This window comes from Clostridium magnum DSM 2767, assembly GCF_001623875.1.
In the GTDB taxonomy this organism is placed as follows: Bacteria; Bacillota; Clostridia; order Clostridiales; family Clostridiaceae; genus Clostridium_AM; species Clostridium_AM magnum.
Window position 1 is genome coordinate 670175 of the sequence record NZ_LWAE01000002.1, and the last position, 12333, is coordinate 682507.

11 protein-coding genes and 2 pseudogenes are annotated in these 12333 nt (G+C 32.3%); 6 read left to right on the top strand and 7 right to left on the bottom strand.

Going from position 1 to position 12333, the window contains the following annotated elements:
• Positions 1-6: 6 nt before the first annotated feature.
• From CLMAG_RS10560 to CLMAG_RS10570, 3 genes and pseudogenes are all read left to right on the top strand, one after another.
• The gene (locus tag CLMAG_RS10560) at positions 7-237 is read left to right on the top strand and encodes a hypothetical protein (protein WP_066621842.1); all 231 of its coding nucleotides are present in this window, start codon (positions 7-9) and stop codon (positions 235-237) included.
• Positions 238-399: 162 nt separating this feature from the next.
• Positions 400-2010: pseudogene (locus CLMAG_RS34695) on the top strand (sensor domain-containing diguanylate cyclase); the annotation flags it as partial.
• Between the two features lie 74 nt (positions 2011-2084).
• The gene (locus CLMAG_RS10570; RefSeq protein ID WP_066621849.1) at positions 2085-3716 is read left to right on the top strand and encodes a PAS domain-containing hybrid sensor histidine kinase/response regulator; all 1632 of its coding nucleotides are present in this window, start codon (positions 2085-2087) and stop codon (positions 3714-3716) included.
• Between the two features lie 168 nt (positions 3717-3884).
• On the opposite strand, the gene CLMAG_RS33665 is transcribed toward CLMAG_RS10570, so the two are convergent.
• From CLMAG_RS33665 to CLMAG_RS10590, 4 genes are read right to left on the bottom strand one after another with little or no spacing between them, the layout of a single operon-like run.
• Positions 3885-4064 (bottom strand): hypothetical protein, encoded by a 180-nt coding sequence (locus CLMAG_RS33665; RefSeq protein WP_242873002.1) that lies wholly within the window; start codon positions 4062-4064, stop codon positions 3885-3887.
• Positions 4065-4075: 11 nt separating this feature from the next.
• The gene (locus tag CLMAG_RS10580; protein ID WP_066621853.1) at positions 4076-4999 is read right to left on the bottom strand and encodes a GerAB/ArcD/ProY family transporter; all 924 of its coding nucleotides are present in this window, start codon (positions 4997-4999) and stop codon (positions 4076-4078) included.
• A 16-nt stretch (positions 5000-5015) separates the two neighbouring features.
• Positions 5016-6188 carry a Ger(x)C family spore germination protein gene (locus CLMAG_RS10585; RefSeq protein ID WP_066621855.1) on the bottom strand — a complete coding sequence of 391 codons (1173 nt, stop codon included), beginning with the start codon at positions 6186-6188 and terminating at the stop codon, positions 5016-5018.
• A 24-nt stretch (positions 6189-6212) separates the two neighbouring features.
• Positions 6213-7823 (bottom strand): spore germination protein, encoded by a 1611-nt coding sequence (locus tag CLMAG_RS10590; protein ID WP_066621856.1) that lies wholly within the window; start codon positions 7821-7823, stop codon positions 6213-6215.
• A 127-nt stretch (positions 7824-7950) separates the two neighbouring features.
• Between CLMAG_RS10590 and CLMAG_RS10595 the strand changes: the two genes are divergently transcribed.
• Together CLMAG_RS10595 and CLMAG_RS10600 are read left to right on the top strand one after the other, a co-directional pair.
• Positions 7951-9177, top strand: a complete 1227-nt coding sequence (locus CLMAG_RS10595) for an MFS transporter (protein WP_066621858.1) — start codon at positions 7951-7953, stop codon at positions 9175-9177.
• A gap of 158 nt (positions 9178-9335) precedes the next feature.
• Positions 9336-10001: an HD domain-containing protein gene (locus tag CLMAG_RS10600; RefSeq protein ID WP_066621860.1), complete on the top strand. Its 666-nt coding sequence runs from the start codon at positions 9336-9338 to the stop codon at positions 9999-10001.
• Positions 10002-10073: 72 nt separating this feature from the next.
• Here the strand turns inward: CLMAG_RS10600 and CLMAG_RS10605 are convergent, their stop codons facing one another.
• Complete coding sequence (locus CLMAG_RS10605; RefSeq protein WP_066621861.1) at positions 10074-10838, bottom strand: MerR family transcriptional regulator; 765 nt, start codon at positions 10836-10838, stop codon at positions 10074-10076.
• Positions 10839-11014: 176 nt separating this feature from the next.
• On the opposite strand from CLMAG_RS10605, the pseudogene CLMAG_RS33670 reads away from it, so the two are divergent.
• A pseudogene (locus tag CLMAG_RS33670) lies at positions 11015-11350 on the top strand (DUF6143 family protein).
• Between the two features lie 70 nt (positions 11351-11420).
• On the opposite strand, the gene CLMAG_RS34700 reads toward CLMAG_RS33670, so the two are convergent.
• Both CLMAG_RS34700 and CLMAG_RS34705 read right to left on the bottom strand, forming a co-directional pair.
• Entirely contained in the window at positions 11421-11759 is a 339-nt protein-coding gene (locus CLMAG_RS34700; protein ID WP_341420314.1) for a DUF3159 domain-containing protein, read from the bottom strand.
• Between the two features lie 4 nt (positions 11760-11763).
• Positions 11764-12006: a DUF3159 domain-containing protein gene (locus CLMAG_RS34705; protein WP_341420315.1), complete on the bottom strand. Its 243-nt coding sequence runs from the start codon at positions 12004-12006 to the stop codon at positions 11764-11766.
• Between the last annotated feature and the right edge of the window lie 327 nt (positions 12007-12333).

Sequence of the window (12333 nt, forward strand, 5' to 3'; positions counted from 1 at the left end):
AGGAGTATGACAATTATAAATAAAGATAATGTAAACGGAGTTAGGATTGAAGATATTGAACAAAAGACTATCAAGTTATCAGAATTAAATAGGCATATAAATGGGATAAGAGAAATCTTAAATGAAGTATGCTGCACTGTTGATGCAAGTGAAACTATTGATGTTAGATTAATAATAAGTAAGTATTTGGATGAATTAATAGTAGAGTATATGAAGGAATTAAATAATTTAAAATGAAGTCTATGAATATATAAGCGAAAATTAGGGAGATATAAATAAACAAATATTAAGGAGTGTAAAGAATGGTCTTATGAAGGTACAAAAGTATAATTCAGATTATATAGAAACTCTTAAAATGTATAAACAAGCAATCGAAGAAGCTAATATTGCAGTTTGGCAGTGGAATCCTAAAAAAAATGTATTTTTTGCTTCTACTGCGTTAAAGGCAATTACTCAGTACGATATAAATTCTTTTAATAGCTTATTTAGTTTTATTAAGAAGATTGCAATACATGAAGATAGAGAAAGTGCAATAAACGATTTAAACTTCTTTATGGAAGGAAAAGTATCTTTTTATAGAAGTGAATTTAGAATTGTTACAAAAGCAAATGAATTAAAGTGGATTTTATTTAAAGGAAATATGATAAAAAATGAAAATGGGGAAGTGAACAGTATTTTTGGGGTAGCAAGTGATATTACTGAAGAAAAAAACAGTAAGAAGGCATTTGTAGAAAATGTGTATTATGATTCTGTTACTAAATTACCGAATAGAGATTTATTCTTAATAGATATTAAAAATATTCTGCAAAAGACCATATACCTCAATCAAGAAGGAGCAATAATATTTGTAGACTTAGATAATTTTAAGTCTATAAACGATACCTTAGGTCATGACTTCGGAGATTTAATATTAAAAGTTTTTTCACAACTATTGAATATATGTGTTAAGGATTATGGTAATTTGTATAGATTAGGTGGAGATGAATTTATTGTACTTATAGAAAAATTTGATTCCATAGAAAAACTAGAAGAGATATGTAATATGATATTGGATTATTGTAAAAGCCATTTGAGATTAATGAAAAACAATTATATATGACCACAAGTATAGGTATATCGATTTTCCCACGAGATAGCTATGATGCCAATGATTTACTAAAATTTGCGGACTTAGCTATGTATGAGTCAAAAGCTAGAGGAAAAAATACATGTACTTTTTTTGAACAAGCCCTAAGTGAATCATATACAAGAAGAATCTTAATTGAAAATGAATTAAAGGAAGCAATAAAAAATAATGAATTTTCTATTGTGTATCAGCCACAAATTGATGCCTTAGAAAATAGAATATTTGGATTTGAAGCTTTATTAAGATGGAATAATAAAAAGCTTGGGTTTGTATCTCCAGCTGAATTCATACCTATAGCTGAAAGAACTGGAATAATCCTAGATATAGGTAATTGGGTACTCAATAAAGTCTGCAAAAAAATCCGTGAGTTTAAGGCAAAAAAGTACAGATTTAATAATGTAGCTATAAATGTTTCACCTATTCAGACAAAAGAGACTAATTTTAAAGATAAAATAATAAATGTTTGTAAAGAAAATGAAATTGCTTTAAGTTTACTTGAAATTGAAATAACAGAAAGAACTTTAATTGAACTAAATGATGAAAAAATTGCTGATTTATATGAGTTGATAAAAAAAGGTATAAACATTTCTATTGATGATTTTGGAACGGGATATTCATCTTTGAGTTACCTAACAGTCATACCAATTAATACCTTAAAAATAGATAAATCTTTTATTGACAATATCGAAGATGAGAAAAATAGAGCTGTAATAGAGTGTATCTTAAATTTATCAAAAAGTCTAAAATACAAAGTTATAGCTGAAGGTGTTGAACTAAAAGATCAGCTTGAGATACTAATGAATTTAGGTTGTAATATAGTTCAAGGATATTATTTTAGTAAACCAGTTGGTGAAGATGAACTTGAAGAAATGTTAAAAAATAATTGAGGCGTATTGAAAGAAAATAATAAGTTTGTGATGTAGTATATACTTTGGGCTAGATAATGGGGGAAAGAAGAATGAATAATGGAACTAATGACAATAGTTATAAAAAAATATATAACGATTTACAAATATACGAGACTGCATTACATAATGCAAATGATATAATAATTTTATTTTCAAGTGACGGTAATATATTAAAAGTTAACAAGAAAGCTATAAATTCATATGGTTATAATGAAGAAGAATTGCTTTCAAAGAATATATTTGACCTAAGGAATAGAGAAAAGCTTGAATTAGTAAATACTCAACTTGAAAAAGCTAAATTAGGTGAGATTGAGTTTGAGACTATACATTACAGAAAAGATGGTTCAAGTTTCCCTGTAGAAGTGAAATCAATAGGAATAGAAATTAATAATGAAAGATTTGTTTTAAGTATAGTAATAGATATAACCAATCGAATAAAAAATGAGGAAGAAATAAGAGAATTGGCTTCGTTGTATGAAGAACTTATAGCAATAGAAGAAGAATTAAGAATTAATTATCAGGAATTAGAAAAAGCTAAGGAAGAGGCAGATAAGGCAAATAAAGCGAAAAGTGAGTTTCTTGCTAATATGAGTCATGAGATTAGAACTCCTATGAATGGAATAATAGGGGTAATAGATTTACTTAAGTTAACTAAACTGAATAATAATCAAAAAGATTATTTAGATATGTTAAGCCATTCATCTAGATTACTATTAGGTATTTTAAACTCTGTATTAGACATTTCTAAAATAGAATCAGGTAAATTTCAACTTAATATAAAGCCTTTTAATCTGAAGAAGATCTTAGATAGAATTATTAAAGAACTATCCATTGCTTGCAACAGTAAAAAATTAGAAATATTTTATTATATAGATTCATATATAAATTTTGATTTAATAGGTGATGAAATTAGACTAAATCAAGTATTAATAAATTTAATTAATAATGCTATCAAATTTACGGTAAAAGGACAAATAGTATTTAGGGTAAAAAAATTATATAGCACTAATAATAAGTTAATTTTAGAATTTTCTGTACAAGATACTGGAATTGGAATCAAAGAAGAGTTTAAAAATGATATCTTCAAAAAATTTGTTCAGCAAGATATGACATATACTAAAAAATATGATGGCACAGGATTAGGATTAGCTATTTCAAGAGATATAGCAAAGTTAATGAATGGTGATATATGGTTTGATAGTATTGAAAATAAGGGAAGTATATTCTATTTTACAGCAGAATTCTTATTGGACTATACAAAAGATACTCATGATGAAAATCTAGGTTTATCAGATAAAGAGATGGCTAGGAATAAAACTAAAAAAATATTAATAGTTGAAGACAATGAAATAAACATGAAAATAGCTTGTGAAATCGTAAATAGATTAGGGTATAAATTTCAGTGTGCATATAATGGGAAACAAGCTTTACAACTATTAAAGGAAGGTCCCTTTGATTTGATACTTATGGATATACAAATGCCAGAACTAAATGGATATGACACTACTAAGATAATTAGGAAAGATGAAATAGGAACACAAAAGCATATTAATATTATTGCCATGACTGCTTATTCTATGAATGGAGATAGGGAAACATGTATTGAAATGGGGATGGATGATTATATCTCTAAGCCCTTTGACATCAATACATTAAAGAATGTTATCATGAAATTTATATAATATTTAGAAGACGAATAAAAATGAAAAGGATAAGGAACTTTACAATTAAAACAAAGTTTGAACTGTACCCTGTCAAGTAGACAGAGTGCAATTCATTTTACTAATGGCCATTCCTGTTTTCATAGATAGTACTACTTTCTCATACCTGTGTAGATAGAATTGCATCCTTTACATTTGATTTTTAGCATGTATAAGTGATTTTTTTACACCTAAAGCTAAAAGCAGCAATAAAGGTACTCCAAATTGAATTGGAAGGGCAAACTTATGCCATACATATTCCCTTAAATATAAAAAGAATACTCTGTCATTCCCCATATAGTATGTAAGAGTTACCATTGCTAAACCCAAAATAATAATAATCAATGAATTTTTTTCTTTATTCCAGCAGTTTGCATAAAAGCCTTTAAAGAACATGAAGTTAGAATGCCAGCTTGAATCATTATACTCCAATACCACAATGCAACCATAAATGACTCAAAACGATGGAGATACTTGGTTATTTGGATAGATCTTACAAAATCCATACTGGCAATACGCATTAATGCTACGACCTGAGGACCCATGACCATTAATTCTACAATAAAATAGAATACTAAGAAAAAACCACCAATGAATAAACCAGAAGTGGCTGAGCGAAAACTATTTTTCTGATCTTTCACCATTGGTAGAATCATTGTTATGAGTATTTGTGGTACACCTACAAAGGTCCCCGCCTTTAGACTAGCTTCAAATACAGGTACAACCCCTGAGTCAAAAAAAGGTGTAATTCTGTTAATATCTATTTCAGCTAAAGAAGCCATAAAAACCAATAAATAAAAAATTATAGCCATTGAAAAAGCAATAACGGCTGTTCTTGTAATAACTTCAGGTCCTTTCCATACTAAATAGCATATTACAAAAACATGCATCACAGTCATCACAAGGAAAGGTGTTTGAGGCAGCAGGAAGTCACTAAGGTGATGGATGTACATTGAAACTGAACTACAGGCAACAAGAAAAAAGTACATTGTAAGTACCAATCCTAAAACTTTCCCCAATAGAGTACCTAGTAGCTCCTTGCTATATTCCACTATTGTTTTGTTTGAAAAGTTTTGTCCTATATAAATAGTAATAAGAATAAAGGGTACTGCAGTAAGTATACTTATAATGCCGCTTATCCACATATCACGGCCCACATCCCTAGCTAAAATACCACTTCCGTAATTAATCGCTGTAGGCCACATATTGCAAATCAGAATATCTCTGAATTGTCTATTAGTAATGACTCCCTTTCCTTTGCTCATATTCCTTATTACTCCTTTATTGTACATTTTTATCCTGTGTTTTTATTGGTTCCAGAGGCTTTGCTAAAGATACATGATTAATATCCACTTTTACAGCTACAGTAACTTCAGTATTTCTAAAAAGCTTATTCCAATTTGAAGATATCTGATTCCATTCAGATCTATGCTGTCTGTGCATTATTCTACTTAAGCCGAGAAAGTCTACTTGCAGATCTTTTGCCATAGCTATTGTAGATTCTATATCCTTTCGAATGTCTGATTCCAGTGCTTTTTCCAGCTCACCTAGTTTCTGTTTATCGTTAAAATCCGTAAGACATGATTGTTCTGTGAGAACGGCTTCCACATTAAGGTTAATTGTAAAATGTGGTGCCTCATTATCCAAATAGCTTTTAAAGGATGACTTGGCTTTTTTTATTTCCAATGTTGTAGGGCTATCATCGTACGGGCAATCAACAACCATTATGGAATCATTCATTTTATTTCTAATCCATAAAAGGCCCCTGGTAGTCTCTTCTTTCAGTGGAGCAGTCAATTTATCTCCGTCAAAAACGTATGCACCACTTGTTTTTAAAGCAGGTTCTAATTTTGATTTATCGAGAATGATCCTTGAAGTTACCGGGCCTACATTTGGGTCAAGATAGTCCTCAAGAAAATCTTTCAGCATTATGCCGTAAGACTTGCCTGTTAAATTTCTATTTTCAATTATTTTTTCTAAGTATATAGCTGGATCTTTATCCATCTTAGGAACAACTTCAAGAACCTTTCCTGCCTCCTCTGGTGTAACTGCAACCAAGGTTCTCAAACGGAGCTCAGGATTTCGACTGAAAAAATCAAATATCTCAAGAGTATTACTTCTTGCTAGCTGCTCACCTATAATTATTACCTTAATATGAGACCAAAAGATACGGCGGGAGGATATAGATGCCATGTTACGTATTGCTTCAAAGATTGTTTTACCGGTGCTGGATACCATCCAGAAAGGCTTCTCTTTTTCAATAGCTGCAGTGCCTGATGGTGTTTTGCTGTAAGTCTCTGGACTTGCAATTTGTGCCGTTACCTTAAATCCATCCTCAGCCTTATCTATACCAATACTTAATACAAAGGCAAGTTCATTGATTTCTCTAGCATTCCAGCAACCAGTCTGTAAAAACGAAAATATAACAATTAATATAACAGCTGTCTTTCTCATCTACATCCCTCCTTCAGAACAAAATTATTTATTATTATTACTTCTCCTAGAATCTTTATTCGCCCCTGGTTTCATGTTGGGTCCCGTCCTTATCATTCCTCTACGGCCAATATAACTTGGCAGTCGATTCATTCTCCACCAAGGACTCCTACCCACAATGTCTTTAAATTCATTTTTGTTTGCTGATATAAAAGGCTCCATATAGCTTACTCCAAAAGAACGGAGACTATTTAAATGGATAATGATTATACTTAATCCTGCAAGGATACCAGGCAAACCGAATACTGAAGCCAGTAACATCAAAGGGAATCGGAGCATACGCCCTGAGGCTGCCGCATTAAAGGCTGGAATAGCAAAGGAACTGATTCCTGTTAAGGATACGACAATTACCATGGCCTGTGAAACAATACCGGCCTGAACTGCTGCTTGCCCTATAACAAGACCGCCCACTATGCTTACCGCCTGACCTGCCTGTTTTGGCAAGCGTACACCTGCCTCCCTAAGAATTTCAAATGTGGCCTCCATCATAAAGGCCTCTCCTATACTTGGAAAAGGTACACCCTCACGGGAAGCTGCAATTGACAAGGCCAGCGTAGTAGGAATCATTTCTTGATGAAAGCTTGTTAGCGCAATATAAAGTGCAGGAAGAATAACTGAAACAAAATAAGCGATAATTCTAATAAATCTTGTCAAAGATCCTATGGGAAAGCGTTCGTAATAGTCCTCTGCTGACTGGATAAACTGAGAAAAAATTGTAGGGACTATTAAGTCATAGGGAGTTGTATCTACAAGAATGGCTACCCGTCCCTCCAAGATTGCGGCAGAAACCTTGTCAGGCCGTTCGCTGTGCTCAATCTGAGGAAATGGAGACAGCGGAGTATCTTCTATTAATTCTTCAATATAACCACTCTCAAGTATGCTGTCAATTTCAATTCGTTTCAGTCGACTTCTAACTTCCTCTATTATCCCTTCCTTTGCTATACCCTGAAGATAGACTACTAATATGGTTGTCTTAGTCTCTGTGCCTATTTTAAAGGGTTCTATTCTTAAATTAGGACTTTTTATACGACGTCTTATTAGAGCAGTATTATTTTCGATATTTTCTGTAAAACCATCCTTCGGCCCTCTTACTACGTTTTCAGTAGTAGGCTCAGAAACCGCTCTTTCTCTCCATCCTGTACTTCCCACGATAAGAGCTCTATCCACCTTGTCTAAGAAAAAAATTGTATTTCCATTAATCAATTCGTTTAATATATTGTTAACATCAAATTCTTCATTTACACAAATATTGGGTATTCCATATTCTTTTATCATTTTAAAAAAATCAATATTATCTCTAACACTGTTAAATCTGTTATTTGACATCAGTGCCCCGATAACTTGTTCATTAATGAGTTCTCTTTCAGCTAGGCCTCTAACCAAAATCACTGCTGCTTTTATTTCAGTACCTGGAGCAATAGTGAATTCTCTAACTGTTATATCGCTGGCATAGCCCATTACCTTCTTTATAGTTTCAATGTTAGAAGTTAAATTCAAGGAGAGTTTTATCTGCTGTGGCAATTTTTTTTCGGATATTTGATCTTGTTGTGCAATTTTATCTTTTTTGGTATTATGGAAATGCTTTGAAAAAAACATAATAAAAACTCCTTTAAAACCAGTTAGTTACAAGTTTAGTATGTTTAATATAATTAGAATTATTCACTGTTAAAGGGAAGAATGATACATATGAAAATAATTTAGGATAGGAGTGTATATTACGAATATGAATAAAAATTGGAAAAGAGAAATAATACTATTTTTGACCAGCCAAACAATATCTCTCTTTGGATCTTCGTTGGTTCAATATGCAATTACTTGGTATATTACGTTAAAAACACAATCTGGTATGATGATGACTATAGCAATTATTTGCGGTTTTCTACCTACATTTTTTCTTTCTCCTTTTGCAGGAGTATGGGCTGATCGTTATAATCGAAAGATATTAATTATGATATCAGATTCTATAATCGCAGCAGCAACCCTTATTTTAGCAATACTATTTCTTACGGGACACAAATACATATGGCTGCTATTTGTGATTTCTGCCATACGTGCACTGGGTTCAGGAATTCAAATTCCAGCTGTTGGAGCTTTTATTCCACAACTTGTGCCTGAAGATAAACTTACAAAGGTGAATGCGACAAACGGCAGCATACAATCACTAGTAATGCTTATATCTCCTATGCTTAGTGGTGTACTTCTAACTATGGCTTCCATAGAAACAATATTTTTTATAGATGTTATTACAGCAGTTATAGGAGTTTTGACATTACTTTTATTTTTACATGTTCCTGCTCATGCAAAGGCCATGGAAAAGCAAGAAACCAGTTACTTTAGTGATATGGCTGAGGGTTTTAATTATATCAAAAATCATGAATATGTTAAAAAGTTCTTTGTGTTTTGTGCATTTTTCTTTTTCCTTGTATCACCAGCTGCATTCTTAACGCCGCTGCAAGTTTCGCGTACTTTTGGAAGTGAGGTTTGGCGCCTTACAGCAATAGAAATTACTTTTTCTATTGGTATGATGGTAGGTGGGATAGTTATGGCTTATTGGGGTGGTTTTAAAAACAAAATTTATACAATGACAATGTCGAGCTTTATTACTGGCATATGTACCTTTGCACTAGGAGTTATTCCTATATTTTGGGTATATCTAACCTTTATGATTTTAATTGGAATTTCTATACCAATCTTTAATACACCATCTACAGTCTTATTACAGGAGAAGGTAGAAGGAGATTTTTTGGGCAGAGTATTTGGAGTCCTTGCTATGATATCAAGTGTTATGATGCCTATGGGAATGCTTTTGTTTGGACCATTGTCTGATATAATAAAAATAGAATGGTTGCTTATTATAACCGGTATTATGATGTTTATTCAGAGCTTTTTCTTAATAGGTAATAAAGCATTAGTTGAGGCTGGTAAGTCAAATTCAAAATCCGAAGTATAGTTTTTAGAAGCAACAAATAAGAAAATTTTTTATAAAAACAAATCATTTAGATAAAACTATAATATTGAATAGAAAATAGTTCATGTACCCAAAGTAAAACCAAGCCAGTGTAAGGAAATAAAATCTCTTATCACTAGACATAGTAAGGGAGTGAGGTTGTGTCATTAATAACATTTGAGGACATAAAAAATAATAAAGAGTTCAAAACTTATATAGAAATAGGTGATAAACACCTAGGTATAAAGGGATACACTAAGCATGATTTTGGTCATGTAACAAAGGTGGCAGAGACTGCAGGCGGTATATTAGAAAACTTAGGTTTTAGTAAAAGAGAAGTTGAACTTGCTAAAATTGCAGCATATATTCATGACATAGGTAATATGGTAAATAGACAAGAACATGCACAAACGGGAGCATGTATTTGTTTTGATATTTTGACTAGACTTGGTATGGAACCAGAAGAAATAGCCATTATAGTATCCTCTGTTGGAAATCATGATGAAGAAGTAGGAAGTCCTATAAATCCAGTTTCAGCAGCATTAATATTAGCTGATAAAACTGATGTAAGAAGATCAAGAGTAAGAAATACTGATTTTGCAACTTTTGACATACATGATAGAGTAAATTACGCTGTAGAAAAGGCGGAGGTAAAGGTAGATGGAGTAAATAGATGTATAGATTTAGTGCTGACAATAGATACTTCCATATGTCCTTTAATGGAATACTTTGAAATATTTCTTGCTCGTATGCTGCTTTCTAGGAAAGCAGCAGATTTTTTAAATGCTAAATTTAATCTAATAATGAATGGAACAAAAATGTTATAAATTAAATTTCTCCAAAGTTTGAAGAAGCCCACTGTTTTTAACCAGTGGACTTCTCTGTTCAGTTACACATTGTTACTTTTTCATACCTGTGTAGATAAGGATCGCATCCCTCAAAAATACTGCAGTTCCAGGCTGTTTTTCATCATAGTAGGCTGTAAATCTTTCATCATCAACATACATCTGAGCTAAACCAGCATGGGCTTCCTTACTGTACTGAGCCCAAGAGTAGGTTAACCACTGTTTATGCAGTTCAGCTGCCTTTTGAGCTAAATCACTGGATGGATCTCCAGTTTTAAAGGCTTCAGCCAGTATTGTTTTTACCTGATTTTCAAGATTCACCATAGAATCATATTCTTCCTGGGTCATATTCATTAGTTTTGCATTTGATTTTTCAATGGAGTCCTTCCCGTACTTTTCTCGAATCTCTTCACCATATTTCTTCTCATTTTCATCTATCATTTTTTGCTTAAAGCCTTCAAATTTTTCTTTATCACTCATTTTAGTTCTCCCTTCTGTTACAGCTATAGTTTTATCTACATTAGCTATTAACAAATCCAATTGTTTTCTTTTCTCAAGGAGTTTTTCACGATGACCCTTAAGTGCAGCTATGCCATTAAAGGAAGGTGAAGACAGTATCTCTTTTATTTGCTCTAGGCTAACACCTAGTTCCCTATAAAATAGTATTTGCTGCAGCCTATCAATTTCCGCCTGACTATAAATTCGATACCCTGAAGAATTAATTCTTGCCGGCTTAAGAATTCCTATTTCATCATAGTATCTAAGTGTTCTGGTGCTAATACCTGCTAGAATAGCTAACTTCTGCACTGTGTATTCCATATCATCATCTCCTTACAAGATTACTTTACACCTTTACGCAGCGTGAAAGTCAATAGTTTTTATATCTTTTTCAGTTATATATAGCCGATGAACATTTCAATATTTATGGAATATTATATATCGAAAGACAGGCAGAAGTAAAATATATAAGAACTAAGTTTTAGGGGATGTGATTTATGTTGCAGGAAAACAGTAACTATATAATAGACAGCAAAGCTATTAAACCAAAAGAGGTAATTAGTATTCCAGTTTTTTTAGCTAAATTAATACAAGAAAAGTATTTTGTAGGTCAAACAGGAAATTTATGGGTAGGAAATGAATTAAGTGCCTGAGCTGGTTTAATAAATCCACGTAATTCAGATGTTAATTTATATGCAAATGTATTTACTATTTCAAATTTCTCCGATGACTATTTAACTGCTGAAATATGGCTCAATACTAATCTTCCTCAAAAGGGGTGTGTATCTCATAAGATTTCTCCAACCAATACTTCATTAAATCCACTTCCATAAAACAGGGTAGATATTCGATTTGTAGAATTCACTGCTATGATTCCTGAAAAGGGAGTTAATTTAATTTATCTTAGTTCTCTCTTGAAAAATACCATTTTGGGAACATTATGCAGAATACTAAAAGTAATGAGTTTGAGATATTACTATAGGCAGTGTTAACTGCATAGTAGGAGCTCATGGACATATGATTTAATAGTGCTATTCTTAAAATAGCCTGAACAACATTCAATATTCCCCATGCGGCAGTTAGTATTCTCCAAGCTGATTTGTATCTTGGTTTTCTTCTAATTTCTTCAGGAACATTTTTTAAATAGGTCTGTTCTACTATTACCTGAACAAGGGATTTCCTGCAAAGTAGAGAACCAAAGAATACTAATGCAAGTAAAGCATCCTGTAATATCGGAGCCATTAAATTAAAACATAGGCTGTTTTGAAACCAGAGTACCCACAAGACCAATTACAGCAAAAAGTCCTGCAAAAGATGCCAGTGCATTAATTTCACGCTTCTTAATAAAACCCATTAGAATTACTGCTATGCTCCATAACGCCGATAGTATTATTCCGGTAATTGTCATTTTTGCCTTATCGAAAACAGTAAACAATATAACAGGAATAACTGCACTTATAATGAAGTCTTTGTTAAATATAGTTTTCAATAACCACTTATCTTTGCTTACATTTCTTGGAGCTAACTTTTCCGTTATAAAAGCTCCTTTCTAACTTTAAGTCCAACTGCTGTTCGCATGCTTCATATAATCTTCATCGGAAAAAACATTTTTATCAAGTATCTGCTGAGTTTCCGGTTTTATAAAACCTTCTTTTACTACTTCTTCTCCAGCACTTTCTAGAGCAGATAAAAGTGGGGCATAAATAGTCTTTAGAGCATCATAACTATCAATATCCTTAAGCCCTCCTCCTTATGCCAGTAAAATAGCGCCTGCAAGATTTTATTTTGTCATAACCTTGAAAGTCTCAAGTAACCC

Excerpts from the sequence above, each read along its gene's own strand:
- CLMAG_RS10560 (WP_066621842.1), top strand. The coding sequence starts at position 7 with ATGACAATTATAAATAAAGATAATGTAAACGGAGTTAGGATTGAAGAT.
- CLMAG_RS10570 (WP_066621849.1), top strand. The coding sequence starts at position 2,085 with ATGAATAATGGAACTAATGACAATAGTTATAAAAAAATATATAACGAT.
- CLMAG_RS10580 (WP_066621853.1), bottom strand. The coding sequence starts at position 4,999 with ATGAGCAAAGGAAAGGGAGTCATTACTAATAGACAATTCAGAGATATT.
- CLMAG_RS10585 (WP_066621855.1), bottom strand. The coding sequence starts at position 6,188 with ATGAGAAAGACAGCTGTTATATTAATTGTTATATTTTCGTTTTTACAG.
- CLMAG_RS10590 (WP_066621856.1), bottom strand. The coding sequence starts at position 7,823 with ATGTTTTTTTCAAAGCATTTCCATAATACCAAAAAAGATAAAATTGCA.
- CLMAG_RS10595 (WP_066621858.1), top strand. The coding sequence starts at position 7,951 with ATGAATAAAAATTGGAAAAGAGAAATAATACTATTTTTGACCAGCCAA.
- CLMAG_RS10605 (WP_066621861.1), bottom strand. The coding sequence starts at position 10,838 with ATGGAATACACAGTGCAGAAGTTAGCTATTCTAGCAGGTATTAGCACC.
- CLMAG_RS34700 (WP_341420314.1), bottom strand. The coding sequence starts at position 11,759 with ATGGCTCCGATATTACAGGATGCTTTACTTGCATTAGTATTCTTTGGT.